The sequence below is a fragment of the Streptomyces inhibens genome (genome assembly GCF_003389455.1).
In the GTDB taxonomy this organism is placed as follows: Bacteria; Actinomycetota; Actinomycetes; order Streptomycetales; family Streptomycetaceae; genus Streptomyces; species Streptomyces inhibens.
Genome location: NZ_QUAC01000127.1, coordinates 1 through 25,135 on the forward strand (window position 1 = coordinate 1; position 25,135 = coordinate 25,135).

Consider the following 25,135-nt stretch of genomic DNA (forward strand, 5'->3'; position numbering starts at 1 on the left):
GGCGCCCGGGCGGGCGGCGGCCGGTGCGGGATCGGCGGCCGGCGGCGTGCTGCTGCGGCGCTGACCCGGCAGTGCCCACGCGGCAGTGGTTCCGGCGACGGCGGCACCGGAGGTGAGGAGGAATCGACGACGGTTGGTGGTGGTTTCAATACCGGCCATGAGGCCCTCCGTGCAGGGGTCGGCGTGTCCGACCGCAGCGGTGTCACCAAACGGAATTTCTCATTCCGAAGCTTGTCCGGTGAGCGTGGCCAGAAGTTGAACGGGGCCGGAACCCGCAACACCCATCGCCCGTCGGTACGGTCCGCCGGCCGGGCCGCCCCCGGTCGGCTGGGCTTGCGCAACGACAGCACCGTTGCGTCCTGTTCTTGCAATACGGGACGCGGTTCCCGCCGGCCCGGCCCTGGAGCAGGGGCGATGGCACCCACCCCACCTTGGTAGCGGCGCCGCAACGCTGCGTAACGCCCGCAACGCCTGCGCAACACCTTGCACGCCCTCCATGCTGGGCACGCCGGTGTTCGCCGGTGGAGCACCGCACACTGCGGTCGGAGCAAAAGGGGCCCGTTGTGAAACGGTCATTGCTGTCGCTGAGGGCAGCCGTCGTGTTGTCGCTCGGCATGGTGGGCGGCGCCGGCGCCGGCACCTTGTCGCTGCTCGCCGGTCACCCGACAGCGGACAGCGCGCTGTGTGCCCTGGCCGGTGCGGGAGCCGTGATCACCTTCCTCGACCGCGTCATCGCGGCCGACAGGGAAACCGCCCCCGAACGCGCCGTGCCCGGCCCGGACGGATCGGAGCAGAGCCGGCGCCATGTCTGAGATGAACCCGCTCCCCGAAGAGCTGAGCGAGGAAGCGCGGGCTCTGGCAACGGCCCTGCGGGAGCTCTTCCAGGGGCTGAACGTGTCCTTGCGCCGCTACTCCAGCAGACGGCACCGCAACGCCGCCACCTTCTCGCGCTACTTCAGCGGCAGGGCCGTCCCGCCCTGGGACGTGGTGATGGACCTCCTGACGGACCTTGCCGAACACCGCGGCAAGCCCACGACACAAGAAGCGATGGACCTGCTGCGCCGTCTGCACCAAGCAGCCATCGCCACATCCTCCTCGCCCAAGCACGCGGTGGAGATCCTCGAACGGCAGCTCGCCGACGCCGATCGCACCGCGCGCAGCACGACCGCGCACAGCGACGTCATCGGCGAAGCGCTCCTGGACCGCCAGCACCGCATCGCCGACCTCGAAGTGCGCCTCACCCACCTGGAGTCCGAGTGGAGTGCGGAGCGGGCGCGCGCCGACGCCCTGGAGGCCCACGCCCCCGATATCGCCAATCTCCTGCGCGAACGTGACGCCCTCGGCTCCGAAGTCGCCAGGCTCGCCAAGGAACTCGAACAGGTACAGGCCCGGCACACCCAGGCCGAGGAGCGCTGCCAGCTGCTGGAGCGACAGATCGACAGCATCGAGGAACAACGGCGGGCCACCATCGTGATCACCACGGACAAGCCCAGCTCACCGTGTCTTCCCAAGGTGCTCGTCGTCGACGACCAGGCGGAGAACCTGCTCGCCATGACAGCGGTGCTGGACGGCTTCGACCAGGAGATCGTCGCCGTTTCCAGCGGACGGGAAGCCCTCAAGGCACTGCTCGACCACGATGACTTCGCCGTGGTGCTCCTGGACGTCCAGATGCCCGAAATGGACGGCTACGAGACGGCGGCGCAGATCAAACGGCGCGCCCGCCACCGTGACCTGCCCATCATCTTCCTCACCGCGATGAACATCGACGCCGACCACTCGGCCCGCGCCTACGCCGCGGGAGCTGTCGACTACATCGCCAAACCCTTCGACCCCTGGGCACTGCGGGCCAAAGTCGCCGTCTTCACCGAGATCTTTCAGGAGCGGCGGCGACGGGAACGCTGAGACGGCCGGCGCCCCGACTGCGGCGGAGGCGCCGACCGGGCGCATCGTGAGTGCGGCGTGGTTACGATCGGCATGACAGGTGGGGGCCGCCGACGCATGAGGTGCACATCGTGGCCAGGCTCGTCTCCGTCAACGTGGGCCTTCCCCAGGATGTCTCCTGGCACGGGCGGACCGTGCACACGGGCATCTGGAAGCGCCCGGTCACCGGCCCCCGGATGGTCCGGCGGCTGAACATCGACGGGGACGGTCAAGGCGATCTCGCCGGCCACGGCGGTGAGATGCGCGCGGTGATGGTCTACCAGCTCGACTCCTACCACTACTGGCAGCGGGAGCTGGGACGCGACGACTTCGTGCACGGCCAGTTCGGCGAGAACTTCACCGTGGAGGGGCTGGCGGACGATGAGGTGTGCATCGGTGACCGTTACCGGATCGGCGACGCCGTCTTCGAGGTGACCCAGCCCCGGGTGACCTGCTACCGGGTGGGGCTACGGATGGCCGAACCCCGGATGCCGGCCCTCCTGGTGTCCCACAAGCGTCCGGGGTTCTACTTCCGGGTCCTCACCGAGGGCGAAGTGGAGGCCGGCCAGGACATCGTCAAGATCGCCACGGGCCCGGGCCGGATGACCGTCACCGAGGTGGACGGCTTGCTGTACCTGTCCGACCACCCCCGGGACCGGCTCGAACGGGCACTGCGCATCGACGCGCTCAGCCCGGGATGGCAGGGCTCCTTCCAGGCTCTGCTCGACCAGACCGACCACGGTCCCGAAGGCGCCACGGGCAACGCCGGTCTCAACGCCGAAGACGCCGGCCCCGGACCGGCGTGGGCCGGCTTCCGCCCCCTGACCGTGGCCAGGATCGAGGAGGAGAGCCGCAGCATCGTCTCCCTGTGGCTCGCCGCCCCCGACGCCGCACCCCTGCCCGCCGCCGCCCCGGGCCAGTACCTCACCGTGCGCCTGGAGCCCGACGAGGACGGACCGGCACTGGTACGCAGCTACTCCCTGTCCGGCCGGCCGGGCGCGGACCAGTACCGCATCAGCGTCAAACGGGAGGCCCACGGCGCCGCCAGCATCCGGCTCCACACCCGGGTACGGGTCGGCGACAGCCTGCAGGCCGCCGCTCCCCGTGGCACCTTCACCCTCGCCTCCGGGCCCCGACCGGTGATCCTCGCCTCGGCGGGCGTGGGTGCGACACCGGTCCTTGCCATGCTGCGCGCGCTCGCGGACTCCCGGTCGAGCCGGCAGGTGTGGTGGCTGCACGGAGCGCGCAACGGCGACGTCCATGTCTTCGCCAAGGAGAGCCGGGAACTGCTGAAGCGGCTGCCCCACAGCCATGTCCGTATCTGCTACAGCCGCCCCCGCGCCGCCGACCGGCACGGCATCGACTACACCGACACCGGGCGGCTGTCCGCCGAACTCCTCACCCGTATCGGCCTGCCCACCGACGCCGACGCCTACCTCTGCGGTCCCATCGGCTTCATGACCGACCTCACCGACGCGCTGACCCGACAGGGCCTGCGCCTCGAGCGGGTCCACCGGGAAATCTTCGGCGCCGGCCCCGCGATCACCCCCGGCATCGCCCCCACCGAGGCCCGACCGCCCCATCCGCCCACGGGAGTTGCGGGGACGGGGCCTTCGGTGTCCTTTGCACGCAGCGGACTGACCGTCTGCTGGAAGCCGGAATTCGGCACGCTCCTGGAGTTGGCCGAGGCCTGCGACGTGCCCGTCCGCTGGTCCTGCCGCACCGGCGTGTGCCACACCTGCGAAACCGGCCTCCTGGCAGGGAGCGTCACCTACGACCCCGATCCCGTCGAGCCTCCCACCGACAGCACCGCCTTGATCTGCTGCTCACAGCCCTGCCAGGACGTCGTCCTGGACCTGTGACGCACAGCCGTGCTGCGGTGCCGTTCCCGTCAGGGCGCGGTGCCCGTGGAACTACCACGCTCATTGCCGCGGGCTCACCGGAGTTGACCGTCGAGGAGCGCGGCGGCCAGCTCGCGCCATTCGCGCTGCGGCGGGACGGCCGGATCGGCGGTGAGGACCTGCAGACAGACATGGTCGGCCCCGGCGTCGAGGTGCTGCTGAACGCGCCGGCGGATCGCTTCGACATCTCCGTAGGCGACGATCGCGTCCACCAGCCGGCCGCTCGGGCCTCCGGCGATGTCGTCGTCGCCGAAGCCCAGCCGCCGTACGTTCGCTTCCTGGTGCGCCGCCATGGAGACATAGCCGCCGACATGTGCCGTGGCCACCTCCCGGGCGCGGCCGAGGTCGGTGTCGAGCACCACGGCCTGCTCGACCGCCAGGAAGGCGTCCGGACCCATGATCTGGCGTGCCCGTGCGGTGTGTTCGACGGACACGAAGTACGGGTGGGCGCCCCAGGTGCGTTCGGCCGCGAGATGCAGCATCTTGGGGCCCAGCGCCGCCAACACCCGGCGCGGGGCCGGATCCGGCACGGGCCCGTGTGCGGGAACGGCGTCCATCGCCGCCAGATAGTTGCGCATCGTCGTCAACGCCCTGCCCCGGGCGGGCACGGGATAGCCGTCCACATGATGGACCGTGTCATCGACCCGGTGGCCGCCCAGACCCAGCAGATAGCGCCCGGGGAATGCCTCGCCGAGCGTACGTTCCGCGGTGGCCATGGCGATCGGGTCGCGGAAGGCGATGTTGGCGATGCCCGAGGCAACGGTGATGCGTCGGGTGGCCGACAGCAGCAACCACGCCTGCCCCACCGTGTCACGGCCGAACGCCTCCCCGAACCAGAGCGCCCCGTAACCGAGTTCCTCGATCTCCGCCGCCGCTTCGCGCACCTGCCCCGCGGGCAGCCCTTCGAAGGCGAACGTCCAGATGCCGACCCGGCCGAGATCTGCCCGCGCGTCGTCCTTCACCCATTGCTCCTCGGTCGCAGAAATACGGAGAGGTTCTCCGTTTCGCGTTCGCTACGATACGGAGAGGTTCTCCGTTTGGCTACCTGCTCCGGAAGAGAGATCGAGGTCGGGATGATGACGGCAACGCCCGGCGGCATCCCCGGGGAGCGGCGCCAGCGCAATGACGTACGGCGCAATCGCGAGCGCCTCATCGCGGCGGCCCAGGAGACATTCGCCGAAGCCGGACCCGAGGCGTCCCTGAACGAAATCGCCCGCCGGGCGGGCGTGGGGTCGGGGACCCTCTACCGGCATTTCCCCACCCGATCCGCCTTGCTGGCGGCGGTGCTCAGCGACCGGGTCCGGACTCTCTGCGGGACGGCGGAGAAGCTGCGGGCCGCCGAATCCGCCGACGACGCCCTGGACGCATGGCTACGGGCGTTCCTGGCGCATGCCCGTACGAACCAAGGCCTGGGTGGCGCCGCGATACTCGAAGGGGCCGACGCGCTGGACCTCGACTGCCACCGCCTGATCCTGGAGGCGGCGGCCGGTCTGCTCACCCGCGCCCAACGGCAGGGCACGGCGCGGGCCGACCTGACGCCCGAGGACCTCATCCAACTCGTCGTCGGGATCGCGCTGTCCACGGCCCGCAACGACGACACCGAGCAATCCGACCGGCTGCTCGGTCTGGTGCTCGACGCCGTGCACGGGGCGAGGGGAGGCGGGCACGGGTGATCAGTGGATTCCGCGGGGAGGAGCGTCGTCGAGTCCGTGCCTACGGACAGCCGCAACTGCCTGCAGCTCGCTCAGGCGGGGGTCTACCGTCCGAGGGCTCGCTGCCTTTCGGCCGGCATCCGGTACACCACGCTCCGGCGCAGCGGCCCGTCGGGCACCGTCGGGTCGTCGAAGTCGTCGGCCGGATCGTAGGTCATACCGATCCGGCGCATCACCGCCTGTGACCGGAGATTGGTGGCAGCCGTCACCGCGAGGATCTCCGGCAGTTCGAGGGATGCGAAGCCGAAGGCCAAAGCGGCGGTGGCAGCCTCGGTGGCATAGCCGTACCCCCAGGCCGGACGGGCCAGCCGCCAGCCGGCCTCCACTCCGGTGAACGGCATGTCCTCATCCACCGGATCCAGCCCGGTGAACCCGATGAACTCGCCGGTGGCGAGCACCTCAACCGCCCACCATCCCCAGCCCCGCTCGTCAAGATCGGCCTGGAAAGCGGCCACGGACGCCTCGCTCTGCTCCCGCGTGAGCACGTCCGGGAAGTACGCGCGGACCTCGGGGTCGGCATTCATCGCCGCCCAGGGTTCGAGGTCGGCCTCCCGCCACCCGCGGAGCACAAGACGAGCGGTGCGCAGCTCAGCCATCTCAGACATCGCGCCAACCTAGCCTGCTCGCGCTCCCGCGGCGATCGAATTCTCCACGGCTAGCGCCCGAACCACACCTCCTCAAGGTGGAATGCGGCCTCTTCCGTGCGACGGACGCGGAAGACGGAAACCTGCCGGCCGCCGGCGCCGGAGTGGAGCCCCCAGATGGCGAGAGTTCCGAGATCGGACCAGACACGGTCACGGGGCTCCTCGTCGAGGTCGAAGCCCGCCTCCGCTGCCGGTCCGCGATCGACCCCTATGGCGCGCAGCACCTCCTCCGCGTCACCCAAGAATTCCCAGTCGTCGTCGCAGTCCCACCCGCCGGCGTATGCCTTCTCGCCGCCGGGCAGGTCCACCACGTCTTCGCAGTAGCTGTTCCCGTAGTCGATTTCGAGCGACCCGACGATCCGGGCCTGTGGGTGCCGTTCGCGCTGCCGCCGGATCTCCTCCGTCATCGCCTCCGTGAGGAGGTCACTGCCCAGCGCCGGCTCGACGATGTGGACGACATTGCCCCAGCAGCCGACCGCGACCAGTTCGAGGTCGGCGCGCACCTCCGGATCCGGCACGTCCCCGATGGGGCGTTCCGGCAGCTGCTCCAGGACCTCCCCGACGGTTCCCAGCTCCTCGACGACCTGGCGGGCGCGCACCGGGTCGTGCGGGGCCAAGGCCGGATCGCCGGACGCATCCGGGTCGGGGAACGGCGGGAAATGCAGGGTCAGTACGGCATGGCTGCCCCACTTCGGCAGTACCTCATCGGCCCCTTTGTCGGGCTTGCCTCCAGACTTCTCGTCATTCATCTCACTCATCGCATGCGTCATGGCCGGGAGCCTAACTACGGCCACTGACAACGCACTTCGGTCGCCTCGGCCGCGCGCCCCCGCTCACCGGCGCGGCCGCTCTGCGGCTGACACGGACATAGAGGCGGCCCGTAGTGGTGCGCGGTGCGGTCACCCGCTACGACAGGACCACCACCGTCCACCAAGCCGGAGCCCGAACGATCCCGTGTTAGCGAGGCGTTAGTCGATCATCAGCGGCGGTGACCAGGGTGTGTTCGCGGAAACGAACAGGAACTCACCGGCTGGACCCGCTGTCCGGCTCGCCCGTTCCGAGGCGGCCCGAGCGGCCGGCCGGCGGGAGAGCCGACGGGTCGGGCCGGGGGTATTGCACCGACGTTTCTCCGGACAGCCGGAGAAAAGGGAGTTGATGAATTGATGACCATGCCTGGTCTGCGTACCGCGGTCACCGTCACCGCCGCTGCCGCGCTCGCTGTCGGAGCGAGTGCGGGAATGGCGTCCGCCGTATCTGCCGCAGGGGCTGGTGCGGCGGCCGGCTCGTGCCGACCGGGGACGCTGAAGGTCACCACCACCGACGCGGGTTCGAGCCAGGTCGGAATGAGCCATGAGGGTACCTATCTGCGGGTGACCAACACCGGCAGCAGCAGCTGCACGATAAGCGGCTACGCGGGGCTTGCCCTGGAGGGCGCGGGCCACACCGCACTCAGGACCACCGCACGCCATGGTGACACCTACTTCGCCAAGGACCCGGGAGCTCACCCGGTGACCCTGAAGCCGGGCAAGAGCGCCTTCGCCGATCTGGTCTGGACGCACGCCGACGCTTCCCCCGCGCCTGCCAAGTACCTGCAGGTCTCCCCGACAGGCAGCAACGCGCACAGCGTCGTGGCGTTCGACCACGGCGTCGACAACGCCACGCTGTCCATAACCGCCTGGTCGGCGACCCTGCCGGGCGCCTCCTGACACCCTGACAGCGGTATCCCCCGAAGGCCGGCGCACCCGCGCCGGCCTTCGGGCGGCAGCCCGGGGGCGTCCACAGCAGACCTAACCGCCCCGTGCCCGGCGAACTCAGCCGGTCTTGCCACCCTTGCGCCCCGCCACCGGCACGTCCAGTGGGCGGGCGATACCCACCACCCCCTCATCGAGGCGCTGGAGATGCCGCAGCACACGCGAGGTGACGGTGCCCGGCTGCCGAGCCGCCGAGCCGTCCGCTTCCAGCATCGAGGCGATGCTGGCGCCGGACTCGACCTCGCCCTCGGCGTTCTCGTCCGTCACACGCGCGACGATCACATCGATGTTGTGCGCGATGCGCCGCCCGGCCCGCTCCAGTCGCGGATCGGCCGCGACGGTCTTGCTGTACGGCACGAGTTCGGCGGTCGCCGCCAGGGAACGGGCGTGATAGGCGGAGGTCTCCAGAAGTGCCACCAGATAGCGGGCGGTCTGCCGCCGTACGCGCAACGGGGTGATCGGATGCGTCAACGGCTGGATGGAGGCCCGCAGATCGTCCAGCGCCGTGTCCAGATCGCGCGCTCTGCCCAGCAGATCGACGGCGGGTCCGCCGCTGAGCTGCTCCACCGCCGCGGACACAACCTCTCGCAACCGGACCAGCACCGTGCCCAGTTGCTCGTCCGTACGGCGATCCGTGTGCACCGGCAGCACCAGCACCGCGGCGATGATCCCGCAGGCGGCGCCCAGCGCGGTCTCCTCGATGCGCAGTACCAGCACCGAGAAGCTGTAGGTGTTGAGCAGCGTGTAGAGCAGCCCGAGCATCGCGGTGACGAAGAAGGACATCAGCGCGTACGACAACGGTGCGGTGAAGAACATCCCGAAGATGCACAGCAGAACCAGGGCGAACGCGATCCAGGTGTTGTTGCCGACCACCCCGGCAAGAGCGACACCGGCGACCACACCGAGGACCGTGCCCACCAGCCGGCGATAGCCCTTGACCAGGATCTCGCCCGTGGACGCGGTGTTGAGGAACACCACCCAGCAGGTCAGCACCGCCCAGTACCAGCGCTGGCTGGACAGGAACTCACCGCCGATGATGGCCAGTGTCGAGCCCACCGCGACCTGGAACGCGGCGCGGGTGGTGGGCCGTTGGAGCCCCGTGCGGTCCTCTTCGGTCTCCTCGCGCTCCTCGGACCCGACGATCGCGAGGTCCTCGGCATCGAACTCTTCGCGTGAGCGCGTGGTGGCCGGCGAATCGTCGGATTCGTCCTGCGGCCCGTCCAGCGCCAGCCGCAGGCCCAGGACGGAACGCGCGGCCTCGCCGAGACCACGGAAGGCGTCCTGTACGGCCGGCGAGGCGCGCGGCAGGTTGTCCTCGTCCCGGTACCCGAGCAGTCTGTTCCGTACGTGCGCGAGCGCCGTGCCGCGATCGTCGGGCGCCCGTCGGGCGACCAGCAGGCTCAGCGCCTGGAGGTCCCGGCGCAGGATGACGATCGCCTCGTCCTCGGTCTGCGGGCGGTGCACCGTGGCCGGTACCGGCGCATCCGGCAGATGCAGCGTGAGCGTATCCGTGCGCTCGGCGGTGCGGGCATTGAGCAACAGCATCCCCAGCCGTTCGGCGGCGATCTCGGCGTCCGCGATGCGGCGTTGCACCAGTCCCGCCGTGGCCGCGTCACGGGTGCCCTCCTCCAGACGGCCCTGAATCATCAGTGCCGCCTCGTGCAGCCGGAAGGTACGCCGCCGCAGGTCGTCGAGGACGCTCTCCAGTTGCTGGGGGCCGGCGTCCATCAGCTCGACATGGGTCGCCACCAGCTGCGCGAGCCGCGCCCGGAAAGCCTTGCGCAGTCGCCCGAGGGTTCGACGGGGCGTTTCCGGGACGACGGTGAAGCGTACGACCGCGCTGCACACGAAGGCGATGGCCAGGGTCAGAAACAGCTCGGGCAAGGTCGGCACGGTGGCATGCACGAACAGCGAGACGAAGTAGACCTGAAAGCCGATCAGCCCGAGTGCCATGCCCCGGTCGCCGAAGCGGCGGGAGTAGACGGCGCCGAAGATCAGGGCGACGAAGAACATGTCACCGGCGATGATCCGGTCGTTGAGCAGTGCGCCCAGCGACATCGCGGCGAGTGCGACGGGCAGGCCGAGTGCGAGCGTGATCGCCTGGCCGCGTACCTGCTTCTCCCTGATCGCGAAGGTCGCGGCCATGGCCGCCATGGCGCCCGCGACCATCAGCGGGATGCTGGTGTGCAGCAGCGCGAGGACGACGAGGGTGAGCACAATCGCCCCGACCGTCCTCAGCCCCGCCATCAGCCGCAGTAGCCCGGGATCGGATGCCGCGAAGCGGTCCCAGGTGCCGGTCCCGGCCCGTCGTATCGCTGCCCTCACGCTGATGTACGCTCCCCATTCTTGCCATCTGCCGGGACGCCCCAGCATCGCACGACCACAATTCGCAGGTCACAGGCGGTCGGGGGACGGGGCCGGGGGCACGAGCCGGAGGGGGCCGGTGATCGCATACCGGCCTGGCGCCGGCGGGAACTTCCGGTGCACAGGCGCAGCGATGGCAGGGGAGGCAGGAGTCGAACCTGCGGCATCCGGTTTTGGAGACCGGCGCTCTGGCCTCTGAGCTACACCCCTTTGACGTAAGTGAGCTTCGCAGAGTGGCGATCAGGGATCCACTGCTTTTCACAGCGATGAGCAGCCGCCGCCCGCGGAGCGAATCCCGCGCCGTACGGGGCGCCCGTAAGATCCGCAGCAAGAGCAGAGCCGCGGCCGGCCGCACAAAGAACGGAATGCCACGTGATCTGTGTGTGAGCGCGAGGAGAAGATGATGACCGACGTGTCCCTTGAGCCGTCACCCGCGTCTCTCCACGATCCGGCCGACTTCGCATTGCGCATGGCCGCCGCCTGGGACTGGTTCGGCATTGCGACAGATGCCCAGCAGGAGGGGGACTGGGTTCTCGACGACGTCGAACGCCACGTGCTCGCCGACCTCGTAGTGGCGGCCAATCCTCTGCACGGTGGTCGGCTGCCGCCGCACACGCAGGATTCCTTGTACGTGCGAGTGGGACGCATCAGCAAATGGGCCGGCGTGCTGCGCTTGGCGGCGCGTGCCGGAGGCTGGGAACTCTTCCCCGTCGCCGGTGAGGACCCGTCGGTTCTCACCCGTCCCGTCGGTATGGCCGACATGCTGTCAGGCTTTTACGCACTGGCGGAACAAGGTGAGCGATGGCAGAAACTGATCCTGGCCACCGCCGAAATGCTCAATGCCGATACCGACGGATCTCTGAGGCAGGGACGAACCCTTGAGCAGGTGATCCGTGACCGCAACCCACGTTTCGAGAGCGACCTGGCCGCGGCTGAGGCATTCTTCACCGGCCCTGGTTCGCTGGACGACCTGCCACAGTTCTTCTACTGATGCCGCTTGACCTCGTGACGGGCGGACGGCTCAACCGGGGGACTGTTCCCCGCGCATGGAGGTTTGTCCGCCGCGCACGCGCCGTACGAGGTCGGCGGCGGCCTCCGGCCACTGGGGATGGTCGAAGGCGAACCCGGCTTCGAGCAGGCGGCCGGGCACGACACGGCGGCTCTTCAGCAGGAGTTCGGTGTCGGAGCGCAGCGCGAACGCACCGAGTTCCGCCATCCACTTCGTTGCCGGCAAGCCCACCGGAACGCCCCGGGCAGCCCGCAGCGCGCGCATGAACGCGCGTTGTGGCAGAGGTGCGGGGGCGGCGAGATTCACCGGCCCGGTGAAGTCGTCCCTGCCGATCAGGAACTCGACCGCGCGGACGAAGTCGCCGTCATGGATCCAGGACACATACTGTGCGCCGCCCGCGACCGGGCCGCCGAGTCCGAGCCGCGCCAGCCACAGCAGGACGTCGAAGACGCCGCCACGATCGGGGCTCATCACCATGGCGGAGCGCAGTGCGACCTTGCGGGTGTGCGGAGTCTCGGCCTGCTCCTGGGCCCGCTCCCAGGATGTGGCGATCTCGACGCTGTAGGCCCAGTAGTCCGGGACGCCGGGTTCGGTGCCGCCGAGCACGCCGGTCGTCTCGTCGTTGGGTGCGTCGAAGCGGTGGGCGTAGAGGGTGGCGGTGCTCATCTGGAGCCAGACGCGGGGAGGCCGGCCGGCGGCCGCGATTGCTTCTCCCACGACTCGGGTGGAGTCCACCCGCGAGTCCATCATGGCCTGCAGATTGGCCGCGGTGTAGCGGCAGCTGACGCTGCGTCCGGCCAGGTTGATCACGACATCGCTGCCGTCGAGCGCTTCCGCCCAGAGGCCCAGCGCCTTGCCGTCCCAGCGAACGTCACCGTCACGGACCGGCCGTCTGGTCAGCACCACGACCTCGTGGCCTGCGGCGGTCAGCGCACGCCGCAGAATCCCGCCTACCTGACCGGTCCCCCCGGGTATCACGATCTTCATCAGGCTCCCCCTCGGTTCGCCGGATCGAGCCTAGCTTCCCCGTTCCGCTCGCGATCGGGCGAGGTGGGCCGACCACTTCCCGGAACATGCTGAACGCTCCGATGGACCAGCCCCGCCTGCACCGCACCTTGATCGGTAGTAGGACGGGAGACGACGGGTGCAGCGGTGGGGGATCGGCGCGGGTGGCAGGAGTGGTCAGGAGTGGCTCGGGATGAACGTCGTCGTTGACCTCAATCGCTGCCAGGGCTATGCCCAGTGTGCGTTCCTCGCCCCTCAGGTGTTCACGATGCATGGCGAGGAGAGCCTGTTGTACACCCCGGTCATCGCGGAAGATCAGGACGAACGTGTCCGCAGGGCCGCGGCGGCATGCCCCGTGCAGGCCATCGTCGTGGGCAAGGAGGCGGGCTCCGGTGCGCGGTGAACCACGCGACGGCCGGATCGTCATCGTCGGCGCCTCGCTCGCCGGGCTGCGGGCGGCCGAGAAGCTGCGTGCGGAGGGTTTCGCCGGCTCGCTGACCCTCGTCGGGGAAGAGCCGCAGCCGCCCTATGACAGGCCACCGCTGTCCAAACAGGTGCTGCTCGGAAAGGTCCCGGCGGAGAACACCGGGCTGCCGCAGCGCCGTGAGGTGGACGCGGAGTGGAGGCTCGGGGTGCGTGCCACCGGGCTCGATCCGTTCGGAAAACGGGTACTTCTCGCCGATGGCGAAGAGGTGTCCTTCGACCGGCTGCTGATCGCCACCGGAACCCGCGCCCGGCCCTGGCCGAACCCGGCCGAGGCCGCCTTGGACGGGGTGTTCACCCTCCGCACGAGCGACGACGCGGGCCGTCTCGCCGAGCGTCTCGACGCCGGGCCGCGACGGGTCCTGGTCATCGGCGCCGGATTCACCGGTTCGGAGATCGCCTCCGCCTGCCGGGAGCGCGGTCTTGAGGTGACGGTCGCGGAGCGGGGGCCGGCGCCTCTTGTCGGCGCGCTCGGCGGAACGCTGGGCACGCTGGCCACGAGATTGCAGCGCGCGCACGGGGTCGACCTGCGCTGCGGGGTGACGGTCACCGCCCTGGAGGGCAACGGCCGGCTCACCGGCGCGCAGTTCTCCGACGGCACGCGGATCGATGCCGACGTTGCCGTGGTCGCCCTGGGCGCCGTCCGCAACACCGAGTGGCTGGCCGAATCGGGACTCGCCGCGGGCCCACGCGGGGTGACCTGTGACGCGGGGTGCCGCGCCTTCGACATGTACGGGATCGTCACCGACGACATCTTCGCCGCCGGCGACGTGGCCCGCTTCCCGCACCCGCTCTTCGAATATCAGCTGCTGTCCCTGGAGCACTGGGGCAACGCGGTCGCGCAGGCCGAGGTGGCGGCCCACAACATGGTCAACCCCGGACCGCGCAGACGCCCGCATCTGACCGTTCCGGCCTTCTGGTCGAGCCAGTTCGGCCTCAACATCAAGTCTGTCGGCGTGCCCACCTTCTCCGACCAGGTCGTCATCGCCCAGGGCTCGCTGAAGGACGCCCGTCTGGTCGCCGTCTACGGCTACCGGGGGCGCGTCACCGCGGCGGTGAGCGTGAACCAGGCCAAGTGGCTGGAGTACTACCAGCGCCTGATCGAGACGGCAGCGCCGTTTCCGCCCGCGCCGGGGGCCGCCGACCGGCCCGAGTCGCTGGTCCCCGTCCCCTCCGACGTACCGGATCCGAAGATGCTCTCGCACGGTCCGACCGTCGCGCTCACCGGCCACCTGCCGGACCGTCGTCTGACTGTGGTGCAACCGGCCCGCTGAGACCACCGCCACTCCATAGCGATGAGGAGCTCCGCCCATGGCTGCGGACACCCTGTTCCGTCGGATCACCGACTATGCCCACCGTGCCGACCCCTATCCGCTCTACGCCGAGCTCCGCGAGGCCGGAGTGGTACGGCAGGAGGACGGCAGCTACCTGGTCGGGACGTACCACGAGATCGCGGCTCTGCTCCACGACCCACGGATCAGTTCGGACCGCCGCAACCGTGCCGTACCGGACGAGACCGCGGCCGGCGAGCAGGGGGTTCCGCCGTCCTTCATCGGGCTCGACGACCCCGAACACCACCGGCTGCGCCGTCTCGCCATGCGCTCCTTCGGCCCGCCCCACACCCCGGGCCGGATCGACGCCATGGAGGGTGAGATCACCCGGATCGTCAAGGACCTCATCGCCGGCTTCGAGGGCAAGAAGCGGATCGACATCGTCGACGACTTCGCCTACCCGCTCCCCGTCACGGTGATCTGCCGGCTGCTGGGCGTACCGACCGAGGACGAGCCACGGTTCCGCCTCTGGTCGGACACGATCGTCGCCGGCTTCGACCCCACCCCCGGGGAGGACCCCGCCGAGCGTCAACGCGCGGGCTCGGAAGCCCGGAAGGCGATGGGCCTGTATCTGGGAGAACTCGCCGAGAAGCGCCGAAACCGCCCCTCCGACGACATGCTCTCCGCCTTCATCAACAACGAAGGCCCTGACGGCCGTCTCACGCAGCTCGAAATCATGACCACCGCTGTGCTGCTGCTCATCGCCGGGCACGAGACAACCGTCAACCTGATCACCAACGGCATTCTCACCCTGCTGCGCCACCCCGACGAGCTGGACAGACTCCGCAGCGAACCGCCGCTGATGCCGAAGGCGGTGGAGGAGCTGCTGCGCTACGAGCCACCGGTCCAGATGCTGCCGCAGCGCACCCCGCTGGCCGACATCGAGGTCTTGGGCGTCACCATCCCCAAGGGCGCCCCGCTCATCCTGATGCTCGCCTCCGGCAACCGTGACCCCCAGCGGTTCCGTGACCCGGACCGTTTCGACCCGACCCGCGAGGACAACCAGCACCTCGGGTTCGGCAGCGGCATGCACAGCTGCTTCGGTGCGCCACTGGCCCGGATGGAGACACAGCTCGCCCTGACCGCGCTCATCCAGCACCTCGACAAACCGCGCCTGGTCGAGGACCCGCCCCCGTACCGGCGCAGCCCGGTGCTCCGCGGGCCCCGCCACTTGCTGATCGAAGACGACCGGGCGGGCGCGTGAGGCGGCTGTGTCGCAGAGGGACGAGCGGCAATGAGGCCCCCGGCCGGATTCCGGTCGGGGGCCTCATCTGCCCTGGTGCGCGGGTGCGGAGGGATACGGGAGAGGATGCGAAATCCGGCAGGAGAGCTGATGGCCGAATTCGTTGTTCCCGTTATCGGGCCGTTCCGAAGTCCTGCGTCCAGTAATCGCCGGGCTGCGCGAGGCCGACGCCGATCTCCTTGAAGGAACAGTCAAGGATGTTGCGCTTATGGCCGGGGCTGGACATCCAGCCCGCCATCACGCTCTCGGGAGTGGAGTAACCGTAGGCGACGTTCTCGCCGTAAGCGCTCCAGTTGTAGCCGGCACGCGTAATCCGGTCGTCCGGAGATGACCCGTCGGAGCCCGTGTGCGACATATTCCGATGGTCCGCCATGTCCTTGCTGTGAGCCTGGGCGGCCTTTGTCAGTTTTGCGTTCACGGTCAGCGGTGAACAGCCGGCCTTGCTTCGCTCTTTGTTGACGAGTTCCACCACGCGGGCCGCGGTCTTGGACGCCGGGGCGGCGCTCGCCGAAGCGCTGGGAGACGCGGCGGGTGCCTTTGACGCTCCCGCGGTCGGCTTCGAGCTCCATCCGCCCTTTGCCGCCCGGTGATGGGAGGAGGCGTGCTTCCAGTGGCCGTAGGAGTGACCGCCCTTGTGCTCCTGGTGTCCGTCGTCCAGACAGGCCATGGCGACGGAGGGGACGCCCACGGCGCCTATGGCGAAGGCGGCGATGGTTATCTGCCGGTAATGCCTCTTCCTGCGATGCTTCCTCATGCGTGACCTCACTCGGTAATTGCGAAGCGCCCCTGGTATGGCCGGCACGGCACAATCCCCGCGTCTGAGCTGCGGAGATGCCCTGCGGGTCGTCATTCTTGGGCGGCTGCGCACGCACTGCAATGAAGATCGGTACTACCTCGCCTCGTAGTACCGGACGGCTCTTGTCATGTGTGCACGGGCATGCTGGTCCGGATTGTGAAAGATCCGGGAATTCCTGTTGCTCCGTCAGGAGCCCCTATGTGCTGAATGCGCGAGCGAAAATGCCGAGCGGATCGAATGCCGCCCGCCCCCGTGCGAGGTATTCGTTGACCAAGACGGACAAATCCCCTATGTCCGCAGGCCGCCATCTACTATCCAGCTTCGTACATGCCGAGGCCGATATGACGGATATCACGAGGCTGCGGCTTGCGGTGGCCGTAGGCGCTTCCGGTGACCCGCCGGCGCCGCTACGTGGCACTCGACGCGGCCCCTGCCCTGCGGCCGGTTGTCCGGATGCCCGCCGTAAGACGATGATCGACTGCATGACCACGGCGCGGCACGGGCCCCTCGAAGACGCCCCTCTCGAACAACTCTTCCCCGACGCCGGAGAGGGCGACCTGGAGCTCATACGCCTGGCAGCCGCGCAGGTGGACGCGGCACGCGCGCCGAAATACCCGGTGCTGTGGGAGTGGGAATCCGGGGTGCTGTACACCGACGTCACGGTGTACGACGAAGCCGACGACCGGCTTGAGTTCCTGCTGCAGGTGGACTGTTCGGAGGATGCCTGTCCGCACATCTTCGTGAGCGTGTGCGTGGCGTGCGGGTGCGAGAAGAACCACGAGACGCACTTCCTCGACGAGATCCCGGTGTTCCTCACCGAGCTGACGTCCCTCTGCAAAGGCACCGAGCTCGGGATGGCGTTCTCCCTTGCGGCAGGGCAATTGGTGAGTTGGATCGAGGACCCCCGGGACCCCTCGTACTGGCGGTCGCTGCGGGGACTGCCGGCGCCCCGATCGGCCTCCCCGAGCCCCTGAACCCGGGCCGCCGCCACTGACCCGTAAGGCCTGTCGGCCACTTCCCTCCCCGGGGCGGCATGCGCTCGACCGGCACCGGATCGATCTCCCCGAACCTCTTCGGTGTCCGGTTCGTCGGCATTCTCAACAGCATCAGTGTCCGGTGGTATCTCTGCGGTGTCGCGCTGATCGTCGGCGTCCTGGCCGTCGTGCCCGCGCACCACCGGTCCGCCGTCTTCGTCTTCGGTACGTTCGTGAACACCACCGGCTGGTCGTCCTCGGTGTACGTGGTGATGATCGGGCTGCTGCTCGCCCCGTACACGTTCTGCGGCTACGACGCGAGCGCCCATCTGTCTGGCGAGCGGTGCGTCACCGGATATCGGTCGGCGCCAGCCGCTTTTCGACAAACACCGCTCCACGCAGCCACATCCGTTGACGCCATGGATGCCGCGGTGTGATGGTACGGCCGCCCGGGTCATGAACATGCCGCCTCCTGCCGTGCAACGCACCGGATCGCCGGAGCCGGCAGGACGGCAATCCGCTGCCATGATCCGGCGCTCCACCGGAACCTCCGTCGGCAGAACTCGCTACCCCCTCAAGGAGCCATGGTGTTACGAAGACTCGCGGTGACCGGCGCACTTCTCGCCGTCACCCTCGGAGCGGCTGCGCTGCCCGCAGCCCCCACGGCCTCAGCCACGCCGCAAGCGGATCCGCCCCCCAAACCGCTCGCCCGCGTGCTCCCGGCGGCCGACCATGCCCGCATACCCGTCCCGCACAAGGCGGCGAGCACCATCGCCGCCCCGGACATCGATGTGGCCAAGGTCCAGGCGCATCTGACCGAGCTGAACAACATCGCCACCCGCAACGGCGGTACCCGCAAGTCCAGCGGGCAGGGCTACCGGGACTCCGTCGCCTACGTCAGGAGCAAGCTCCAGGCCGCCGGATACACCGTCACGGAGCAGCCCTGCACCTCCGGCTGTGCCACCGGGGCCGGCCCCAATCTGATCGCCGAATGGCCTCAGGGCGACGCCACCAAGGTGTACATGTTCGGCGCTCACCTCGACAGCGTCGGGGCGGGCCCGGGCATCAACGACAACGGCTCCGGCTCGGCCGCGCTGCTGGAGACGGCCCTCACGCTGGCGGAGCAGAATCCCGCCATGGCCGCCCGGGTCAGGTTCGGATGGTGGACGGACGAGGAGCAGGGCCTCAACGGCTCGGACTTCTATGTCAGTTCCCTCTCGTCCGCCGACCGGTCGAAGATCAAGGCGTACTACAACTTCGACATGATCGCCTCGACCAACGGCGGCTACTTCATCAACCACCTCAACTCCACCGCCGCACAGCCCATGAAGGAGTACTGGGACTCCCTCAGCCTCCAGCCGGAGGAGAACACCGAGGGCGCCGGGCGCTCCGACGACTACTCCTTCGAGCAGGCGGGCATCCCGACCTCCGGGTACGCGATGGGCGCCGGCGCCAGAAAGACCTCGGCCCAGGCCACCAAGTGGGGCGGCACCGCCAACCGTGCCTACGACTCCTGCTACCACCAGTCCTGTGACACCACCGGCAACATCAATGCCACCGGACTGAACCGCAGCGTCGACGGCATCGCCTACACCCTCTGGAAGCTCGCCGTCACCAACTCCACCCCGGCGAACGACTTCTCGCTGGCCGTCAGCCCCGCCACCGGCAGCGTCGACCCGGGCACCTCGGCCACCGCGACGGTCTCGACGGCAACCACCAGCGGGTCCGCCCAGACGGTGAAACTGTCGGCGTCGGGCGCTCCGGCCGGTGTCACCGTCTCCTTCAGCCCCGCCACGGTGACCTCGGGCAGCAGCTCCACCATGACGGTCGGCACATCGTCGAGCGCGGCACCGGGCACGTACACCCTCACCGTCACCGGCACCGGGTCCGTCACCCACACCACGACCTACACCCTGACGGTCAAGGGGGCCGGCGGCTGCACCGGCCAACAGCTGCTCGTCAACGGCGGGTTCGAGAACGGCACCTCGCCGTGGACGGGCAACACCGGAGCGATCGGCGCCTACACGGGTCAGTCCGCCCACAGCGGCAGCAGATTCGCCTGGCTCGGCGGCTACGGCTCCTCCGCCACCGACTCCCTCAGCCAGACCGTGACCGTGCCGTCCGGATGCGGCAAGGCCACCTTGACCTACTGGCTGCACATCGACACCGAGGAAACCCAGAACGTCGCCTACGACACCTTCAAGGTCAAGGTGGGTAACAGCACTCTGGCGACCCTGTCCAACACGGACGCCTCGAACGGCTACACCCAGCGCACCCTGGACCTGAGCCCCTACATCGGACAACGCATCGCACTGACCTTCACCGCCACCGAGGACGCCGGCCTCCAGACCAGCTTCGTCGTCGACGACGCGGCCCTGCAGACCGGCTGACGCTTCGCGGGCCGCGGCCCACGGCCGCGCCGTTACTCTCGCGCGACACAGAAATACCCCGGACCGAATTGACGGCCGGGGTATTTCTCTGCGTATATTGGGGGATTCTATGTCTCAATGCGTACAAGGCATAGTCCCGTTCTTCATTTCGAAGAGTATCGGAGCGGAGTCGAATTGTCAAACGAGGAATTGCGGAATGAGCAGGAATTCATTGATCTGCTCTACGAACGCCTCGCCGAACTGCGGGCCGGAGTCGAGACGGCGGTGCGCAAAGCTCTGCCACAGGAGGGGAGCAACTTCCAGGCGCGACTGGAACGCGATGTACTGGTGACCGAGCGGTCCCGTCTGCTGGCGGCCTTCGACGCCGGGGAGAACGGCCTGTGCTTCGGCCGGCTCGTATTTCGCGACGGCCGCGATCACCACATCGGCCGCATCGGTATCCGGCGCGATGACGCGGACCGTACGCCGCTTGTCATCGACTGGCGGGCCGAGGTCGCCCGCCCCTTCTATCTCGCGACCGGGCACACTCCGATGGGCCTGCGCCGCAGGCGTCACCTCACCACCGAGGGCCGGCGGGTCACCGCACTGCACGACGAGATCCTGGACCTCGCCGATACCGTACGCACCGGCCACGAGGGAGCCGACGCGGACGCGGTGTTGCTGGCCGCGCTGGACGCGGCGCGCACCGGCCGGATGCACGACATCGTGCAGACCATCCAGGCCGAGCAGGACAGGATCATCCGCGCTCCGCACCACGGCATCCTCGTGGTGGAGGGCGGCCCCGGCACCGGCAAGACCGTCGTCGCGCTGCACCGCGCCGCCTATCTGCTCTACGCGCACCGCGAGCAGCTGGCCCGCCGAGCCGTACTGATCGTCGGTCCCAATCCGGCATTCCTCGGCTATATCGCGGAGGTGCTGCCCTCGCTCGGCGAGACGGGGGTCCTGCTCGCCACGCCCGGCGAGCTCTTCCCGGGCGTGATCGCGACCGGGACGGACACCCCCAGGGCCGCCGAGGTCAAGGGCAGTGCGGCGATGGCGGACGCCCTGGCGCGCTTCGTACGGGACCGGCAGACCCTGCCCGACCCTGTGACCGTCATCGACCACGAGGACGGCGAACTGCGGCTGGACGCGGACACGGCGTACGAGGCGCGGCGCCTGGCACGGGAGACCGGGCTGCCGCACAACCTGGCACGCCCCCACTTCGCGTTCCGTGTCATCGACGCGCTCACCGCCCAGCTGGCCGACCGGATCGGCGCGGACCCCTACGGCGGGCCGAACCTCCTGGGCCCCGACGACATCGCCCAGCTCGGCAAGGGCGTGGCCACCAGCCCCGAAGTGCACCGCGCCATCGAGGAGTTGTGGCCTGACCGCACGCCGCAGCAGCTGGTCACCGACTTCCTAGCCGACCCTGTCCACCTCCCGGAGGCCGACGCGGACGCGATCCGCCGCACGGACGGCGACTGGACCCCCGCGGACATTCCCCTGCTGGACGAGGCCGCCGAACTCCTCGGTGAGGACGACTCGGCGGCCCGCGCCGCCGCCGAGGCGCAACGCCAGGAGCGGATCGCGTACGCACAGGGAGTGCTCGACCTCTCCTATGGCTCCCGCACCCAGGAGTTCGAGGACCGGGACGACGAGGATTCCGAGGTGCTGGCCGCGCACGACCTGGTCGACGCCGAGCGGCTCGCCGACCGGCACGAGGAGGCCGACCACCGCAGCGCCGCCGAACGCGCCGCCGCCGACCGCACCTGGGCCTTCGGCCACATCATCGTGGACGAGGCGCAGGAGCTCTCCGCGATGATGTGGCGCCTGCTGATGCGCCGCTGCCCGACCCGCTCGATGACGCTGGTCGGCGACCCGGCGCAGACCGCGGAGCCGGGCGGCTGCGGCGCATGGGAGACGATCCTCGCGCCCTACGTCGACGACCGCTGGCAGCACGTCAGGCTCGGCGTCAACTACCGCACACCGACCGAGATCATGGAGATCGCGGCCCAGGTGCCCCGGGCCACGGACCCCTCCTTCGAACCGCCACGCTCGATCCGCTCCACGGGCATACGCCCATGGGCGCGCCGTACCGACGACGTGGCGCGCGCGGTCGCCGAGGCTGTCGCGGGGGAGACCCGCAGCGAAGGCCGCCTCGCGGTGATCGCCGCACGCTCCCGCCACGAGGCCCTGTCCGCCGCCCTTCCGGCCGCCTCCACCGGCCCCGCCCCGGATCTGACCAGCCCGGTGGTGCTGATCGACCCGCGGCAGGCCAAGGGCCTGGAATTCGACGCGGTGATCGTCGTGGAACCGCAGGAACTCGGGGACAGCGACCTGTACGTCGCGCTCACCCGGGCGACGCAACGGCTCGGCGTGGTCCATGCGCGGCCGCTGCCGGCGGGCCTGACGATGCTGTCGGCGCCGGACGCCGCCGCGTCCGACCGGTGACGGCCGGATGCGGGGCGCCGCACGACCACATGCGACGCCCCGCATCCGAGGGCGGGCGCCTCCAGGTGCTGAGGCCGGAGTCACCCGTTCGACACAGCGTTCCGGACTCCCGTTCGCCGAGAGCGCGGCCCTGGATGCACCCGTCTGCCCCGCATCACATGGCACCGTCCGCCGAAGAGCGCAAAATAATCAAAAGTGGGTTGATAACACACATTTGGCGGCAGAGTGGCCGCGTCGTTCCGCCGTGCCGTGATCGTCTCCGCGCGCCCCACGACAGGGCGCCACCGTCAGAAGGAAGCAATGATGCATGAGGACGGGCAGTACGAACGCTACGCCGGTGGAACGCCCGAGAGCGAGCGGCTGCTCGTCGAGCGGCTTGTCCGCGACCTGATGCGGGTGCAAACCAAGATCAAGAAACGGAGCGGGGCGACCGCCCTCGCCCGGACCTTCCACGCGAAGGCCGTCCTCGGCGTCGAGAACGCCCGGCTGACGATCCATGACGAGCTGCCCGACGACCTGCGGACAGGTTTCGTCCGGCCCGGCGCCGAGTACCCCGTCACCGTCCGGCTCTCCAATGCCAGCGGCGCAAGCCAGCCCGACTCCACACCCGACCTGCGCGGCGTGGCACTGCGGATCCAGGCGGGGTCCGATGAGGCCCATGACCTCCTCATGACGAGCTTTCCGGTCTCCCACGCCCGCAACGCACACGAGTTCGTCGCGTTCGCGAAAGCCATGGCGGGTGCCGACTCGATGCCCCGCAAGGCGTTCGCGCTGTTCGTCAAGCTGCCCCTCGCGGTCGGCCGGCCCACGGCCGCGCGCATGCGGCGCAACGTACGCGCCGGATCGCGGCGCGAGGTCCGCAGCCTCGCGCTCGAAACGTACTGGAGCCGCGGCGCCGTCCTGTGGGGCGATGCCGGACCGGTGCGGTACCAGCTCCGCCCCGCCGGCGGCGCGCCCTCCGCCCCGTCCCCTTCCCGCTCCCGCAACGACCCCGACCGCCTGCGCAGCGAGCTCGCGCAGCGCCTGGGCGCGGCGAACATCGTCTTCGAGCTGTGCGTACAGCGCTACGTGGACAGCAGGCGCACGCCCATCGAGGACGGGGCCGTCGAGTGGAAGGAGAGCGATACGCCGGTGATCCGGGTGGCAACGCTGACCATCCCGCGCCAGGACGTGGACACCGCCACGGCGCGCGCCGCCGCCCTGCGGGTCGAGCAGCTCGCCTTCAACCCGTGGAACACCACTGAGGAGTTCCGCCCCCTGGGCAACCTCAACCGGGCCCGCAAAGCCGCCTATGAGGCCAGCAGCGCCCTGCGCCAGGGGCACCGCTTCCTCACCGAGGAGCCGCGCCGCAACGTCGTGCTCGGCATCCCACTGCGCGCCGGATTCCGTGCCCTCAACCGGTTCGTCCCCTGGCATCGGCTGCCGACGCGGCTGAGCCTGCTCAACCTCGTTGCCCTCCGGCAGGCGCTACGCCGGGACAACCTGATTGATACCGAGATCCCCGAGGCCCCGCCGAAGACGCAGACGGTGCCCGAGCCCGTCGATGAGCGACTGCGGGTGGCACGCAGCTACGACGGCACCTACAACGACCTGTCCGCGCCGAAGATGGGCGCTGTCGGTGCCACGTTCGGCCGCAACCTCCCACCGGTCTACCGCCCCGACCAGTTCGACAGCCCCAACCCCGTCACCGTCAGCAAGCAGCTGCTGCACCGTGACGCGTTCCTGCCCGCCCGGTCGCTGAACGTCCTGGCCGCCGCGTGGATCCAGTTTCAGGTGCACGACTGGGTCAATCACCAGCGCTACCCGGTCGGCACGAAGAGCGTGGAGGTGCCGCTCCCGCCCGGCTCCACCTGGCGTAATACCCCTGGCGGGCCGCCCGAAAAGGTGATGCGCTTCGCGGAGAACAAGGGCGTGCACGCGCCCGGCAGCCTCGGGCCGCCGGCCCTGTTCGCCGACACCGCCTCCCACTGGTGGGACGGTTCGGAGGTCTACGGCAACGACCGGCAGCTCGCGATGTCCCTGCGGGAGCCGGACGGCGGCGCCGCGCTGCGCCTGGAAGAGGGGCATTTGCCACTCGGCCCCAACGGCCTCCCGCTGACCGGCTTCAACGAGAGCTGGTGGCTCGGCCTCAGCGTTATGCAGACCCTCTTCGCGCGCGAACACAACGCCGTGTGCGAGGAGTTGCGGCAGGCGCACCCGCAGATGGACCAGGACCGGGTCTATCACACGGCGCGGCTCGTCGTCTCCGCCCTCATCGCCAAGATCCACACCATCGACTGGACCCCCGCGATCCTGGCGACCGAGGCGTTGGAGATCGCCTTGACGACCAACTGGCAGGGGCCGCCGAAGAACTGGCTCACGCAGCTGGGCATGTGGCTGATCGAGGCGCAGGCGCTCACCGGCATCCCCAAGAGCCTCCCGGATCAGTACGGCGTGCCGTACTCCCTCACCGAGGACTTCGTCACCGTCTACCGGATGCATCCGCTGATCCCGGACGACTTCGAGATCGTCGACCACCGGTTCGGCCACCGGATCGACACCCTGGGCTTCCGCGATGTGCAGGGCGCCGCCGCGGAACCCCTTATGCGCAAGACCGGCCTGGCGAACTCGCTGTACTCACTCGGGATTGCCAACCCCGGAGCGATCAAGCTGCACAACTTCCCGCGCGCGCTCCAGGAGTTCGAACGGGACGGCGAGGTGATCGACCTGTCCGTGGTCGACCTGGTGCGCACCCGGCGCCGCGGCGTTCCCCGCTACAACGACTTCCGCAGCGGCCTGCACAAATCGCGCATCCGGCGCTTCGAGGACGTGTCCTCCGACAAGGAGACCGTCGCACGGCTCAAGGACGTCTACCGCTCGGTCGACGACATCGACACCATGGTCGGCCTCTTCGCCGAGAATCCTCCCGAAGGATTCGGCTTCAGCGACACCGCCTTCCGCATCTTCATCCTGATGGCCACCCGCCGGCTGCGGAGCGACCGCTTCCTCACCGTCGACTTCCGGCCCGAGGTCTACACACCGCTCGGCATGGACTGGATCGAACACAACAACATGACGAGCGTCCTGCTGCGGCACTGCCCCGAGCTGGCGAGCTTCGTGCCGCGCACGGCCAGCGTGTTCGTGCCCTGGCGCCCGATCCTGCCGACCCGCAACAACTCCGGGGCCGGCCGCGGCTGACGCTC

At 69.5% G+C, this 25,135-nt stretch carries 19 protein-coding genes, 1 tRNA gene and 1 pseudogene; 14 read left to right on the forward strand and 7 right to left on the reverse strand.

What is annotated here, in order from left to right:
- Positions 1-563 precede the first annotated feature (563 nt).
- From DY245_RS15935 to DY245_RS15945, 3 genes are all read left to right on the forward strand, one after another.
- Positions 564-812, forward strand: a complete 249-nt coding sequence (locus tag DY245_RS15935) for a hypothetical protein (protein WP_128507874.1) — start codon at positions 564-566, stop codon at positions 810-812.
- Positions 805-1,902, forward strand: a complete 1,098-nt coding sequence (locus DY245_RS15940; protein WP_128507876.1) for a response regulator — start codon at positions 805-807, stop codon at positions 1,900-1,902. The genes DY245_RS15935 and DY245_RS15940 overlap by 8 nt, the downstream gene beginning before the upstream one ends.
- Positions 1,903-2,012: 110 nt before the next feature.
- Positions 2,013-3,782: an MOSC and FAD-binding oxidoreductase domain-containing protein gene (locus tag DY245_RS15945; protein WP_128507878.1), complete on the forward strand. Its 1,770-nt coding sequence runs from the start codon at positions 2,013-2,015 to the stop codon at positions 3,780-3,782.
- A 74-nt stretch (positions 3,783-3,856) separates the two neighbouring features.
- On the opposite strand, the gene DY245_RS15950 is transcribed toward DY245_RS15945, so the two are convergent.
- A complete protein-coding gene (locus DY245_RS15950; protein WP_128507880.1) occupies positions 3,857-4,783 on the reverse strand; it encodes a TIGR03620 family F420-dependent LLM class oxidoreductase in 927 nt (308 codons plus the stop codon).
- 114 nt (positions 4,784-4,897) lie between these two features.
- Between DY245_RS15950 and DY245_RS15955 the strand changes: the two genes are divergently transcribed.
- Positions 4,898-5,494 carry a TetR/AcrR family transcriptional regulator gene (locus DY245_RS15955; RefSeq protein ID WP_128507883.1) on the forward strand — a complete coding sequence of 199 codons (597 nt, stop codon included), beginning with the start codon at positions 4,898-4,900 and terminating at the stop codon, positions 5,492-5,494.
- An 83-nt stretch (positions 5,495-5,577) separates the two neighbouring features.
- Here the strand turns inward: DY245_RS15955 and DY245_RS15960 are convergent, their stop codons facing one another.
- Together DY245_RS15960 and DY245_RS15965 are read right to left on the reverse strand one after the other, a co-directional pair.
- Complete coding sequence (locus DY245_RS15960) at positions 5,578-6,129, reverse strand: GNAT family N-acetyltransferase (RefSeq protein WP_128508025.1); 552 nt, start codon at positions 6,127-6,129, stop codon at positions 5,578-5,580.
- A 59-nt stretch (positions 6,130-6,188) separates the two neighbouring features.
- The gene (locus DY245_RS15965) at positions 6,189-6,935 is read right to left on the reverse strand and encodes a DUF6333 family protein (RefSeq protein ID WP_128507885.1); all 747 of its coding nucleotides are present in this window, start codon (positions 6,933-6,935) and stop codon (positions 6,189-6,191) included.
- 405 nt (positions 6,936-7,340) lie between these two features.
- Between DY245_RS15965 and DY245_RS15970 the strand changes: the two genes are divergently transcribed.
- Complete coding sequence (locus tag DY245_RS15970) at positions 7,341-7,883, forward strand: DUF4232 domain-containing protein (RefSeq protein WP_128507887.1); 543 nt, start codon at positions 7,341-7,343, stop codon at positions 7,881-7,883.
- A gap of 105 nt (positions 7,884-7,988) precedes the next feature.
- Here DY245_RS15970 and DY245_RS15975 read toward each other — a convergent pair whose 3' ends face one another.
- Positions 7,989-10,175 carry an FUSC family protein gene (locus DY245_RS15975; protein WP_244943078.1) on the reverse strand — a complete coding sequence of 729 codons (2,187 nt, stop codon included), beginning with the start codon at positions 10,173-10,175 and terminating at the stop codon, positions 7,989-7,991.
- A 251-nt stretch (positions 10,176-10,426) separates the two neighbouring features.
- Positions 10,427-10,502 (reverse strand) — tRNA-Trp (locus tag DY245_RS15980).
- 193 nt (positions 10,503-10,695) lie between these two features.
- Here DY245_RS15980 and DY245_RS15985 point away from each other — a divergent pair.
- On the forward strand, positions 10,696-11,283 hold the full coding sequence (locus DY245_RS15985; RefSeq protein ID WP_244943069.1) for a hypothetical protein: 588 nt from the start codon (positions 10,696-10,698) through the stop codon (positions 11,281-11,283).
- Positions 11,284-11,313: 30 nt separating this feature from the next.
- Here the strand turns inward: DY245_RS15985 and DY245_RS15990 are convergent, their stop codons facing one another.
- The gene (locus DY245_RS15990) at positions 11,314-12,288 is read right to left on the reverse strand and encodes a TIGR01777 family oxidoreductase (protein ID WP_128507891.1); all 975 of its coding nucleotides are present in this window, start codon (positions 12,286-12,288) and stop codon (positions 11,314-11,316) included.
- Positions 12,289-12,499: 211 nt separating this feature from the next.
- Between DY245_RS15990 and DY245_RS15995 the strand changes: the two genes are divergently transcribed.
- The 3 genes from DY245_RS15995 to DY245_RS16005 are packed head-to-tail and all read left to right on the forward strand — an operon-like array spanning position 12,500 to position 15,324.
- Positions 12,500-12,709, forward strand: a complete 210-nt coding sequence (locus DY245_RS15995) for a ferredoxin (protein ID WP_128507893.1) — start codon at positions 12,500-12,502, stop codon at positions 12,707-12,709.
- Positions 12,699-14,063: an NAD(P)/FAD-dependent oxidoreductase gene (locus tag DY245_RS16000; RefSeq protein WP_128507895.1), complete on the forward strand. Its 1,365-nt coding sequence runs from the start codon at positions 12,699-12,701 to the stop codon at positions 14,061-14,063. Before DY245_RS15995 ends, DY245_RS16000 begins: the two co-directional genes overlap by 11 nt.
- A 37-nt stretch (positions 14,064-14,100) precedes the next feature.
- Positions 14,101-15,324 carry a cytochrome P450 gene (locus DY245_RS16005; protein ID WP_128507897.1) on the forward strand — a complete coding sequence of 408 codons (1,224 nt, stop codon included), beginning with the start codon at positions 14,101-14,103 and terminating at the stop codon, positions 15,322-15,324.
- Positions 15,325-15,475: 151 nt separating this feature from the next.
- On the opposite strand, the gene DY245_RS16010 is transcribed toward DY245_RS16005, so the two are convergent.
- Positions 15,476-16,117: a CAP domain-containing protein gene (locus DY245_RS16010; RefSeq protein WP_128507899.1), complete on the reverse strand. Its 642-nt coding sequence runs from the start codon at positions 16,115-16,117 to the stop codon at positions 15,476-15,478.
- Positions 16,118-16,641: 524 nt separating this feature from the next.
- Here DY245_RS16010 and DY245_RS16015 point away from each other — a divergent pair.
- The 5 genes and pseudogenes from DY245_RS16015 to DY245_RS16035 all read left to right on the forward strand — a co-directional run bounded on the left by DY245_RS16015 (position 16,642) and on the right by DY245_RS16035 (position 25,130).
- A complete protein-coding gene (locus DY245_RS16015; RefSeq protein ID WP_128507901.1) occupies positions 16,642-17,133 on the forward strand; it encodes a hypothetical protein in 492 nt (163 codons plus the stop codon).
- 92 nt (positions 17,134-17,225) lie between these two features.
- Positions 17,226-17,474: pseudogene (locus DY245_RS16020) on the forward strand (amino acid permease); the annotation flags it as partial.
- Positions 17,475-17,717: 243 nt separating this feature from the next.
- Positions 17,718-19,523: a M28 family peptidase gene (locus tag DY245_RS16025; RefSeq protein WP_128507903.1), complete on the forward strand. Its 1,806-nt coding sequence runs from the start codon at positions 17,718-17,720 to the stop codon at positions 19,521-19,523.
- A gap of 189 nt (positions 19,524-19,712) precedes the next feature.
- Entirely contained in the window at positions 19,713-21,953 is a 2,241-nt protein-coding gene (locus tag DY245_RS16030; RefSeq protein ID WP_128508027.1) for a HelD family protein, read from the forward strand.
- A 303-nt stretch (positions 21,954-22,256) separates the two neighbouring features.
- On the forward strand, positions 22,257-25,130 hold the full coding sequence (locus tag DY245_RS16035; protein WP_128507905.1) for a peroxidase family protein: 2,874 nt from the start codon (positions 22,257-22,259) through the stop codon (positions 25,128-25,130).
- Positions 25,131-25,135 lie beyond the last annotated feature (5 nt).

Excerpts from the sequence above, each read along its gene's own strand:
- DY245_RS15940 (WP_128507876.1), top strand. The coding sequence starts at position 805 with ATGTCTGAGATGAACCCGCTCCCCGAAGAGCTGAGCGAGGAAGCGCGG.
- DY245_RS15955 (WP_128507883.1), top strand. The coding sequence starts at position 4,898 with ATGACGGCAACGCCCGGCGGCATCCCCGGGGAGCGGCGCCAGCGCAAT.
- DY245_RS15960 (WP_128508025.1), bottom strand. The coding sequence starts at position 6,129 with ATGGCTGAGCTGCGCACCGCTCGTCTTGTGCTCCGCGGGTGGCGGGAG.
- DY245_RS15965 (WP_128507885.1), bottom strand. The coding sequence starts at position 6,935 with ATGAGTGAGATGAATGACGAGAAGTCTGGAGGCAAGCCCGACAAAGGG.
- DY245_RS15970 (WP_128507887.1), top strand. The coding sequence starts at position 7,341 with ATGACCATGCCTGGTCTGCGTACCGCGGTCACCGTCACCGCCGCTGCC.
- DY245_RS15975 (WP_244943078.1), bottom strand. The coding sequence starts at position 10,175 with ATGGCGGGGCTGAGGACGGTCGGGGCGATTGTGCTCACCCTCGTCGTC.
- DY245_RS15985 (WP_244943069.1), top strand. The coding sequence starts at position 10,696 with ATGACCGACGTGTCCCTTGAGCCGTCACCCGCGTCTCTCCACGATCCG.
- DY245_RS15990 (WP_128507891.1), bottom strand. The coding sequence starts at position 12,288 with ATGAAGATCGTGATACCCGGGGGGACCGGTCAGGTAGGCGGGATTCTG.
- DY245_RS15995 (WP_128507893.1), top strand. The coding sequence starts at position 12,500 with ATGAACGTCGTCGTTGACCTCAATCGCTGCCAGGGCTATGCCCAGTGT.
- DY245_RS16005 (WP_128507897.1), top strand. The coding sequence starts at position 14,101 with ATGGCTGCGGACACCCTGTTCCGTCGGATCACCGACTATGCCCACCGT.
- DY245_RS16010 (WP_128507899.1), bottom strand. The coding sequence starts at position 16,117 with ATGAGGAAGCATCGCAGGAAGAGGCATTACCGGCAGATAACCATCGCC.
- DY245_RS16015 (WP_128507901.1), top strand. The coding sequence starts at position 16,642 with ATGACCACGGCGCGGCACGGGCCCCTCGAAGACGCCCCTCTCGAACAA.
- DY245_RS16025 (WP_128507903.1), top strand. The coding sequence starts at position 17,718 with ATGGTGTTACGAAGACTCGCGGTGACCGGCGCACTTCTCGCCGTCACC.
- DY245_RS16035 (WP_128507905.1), top strand. The coding sequence starts at position 22,257 with ATGCATGAGGACGGGCAGTACGAACGCTACGCCGGTGGAACGCCCGAG.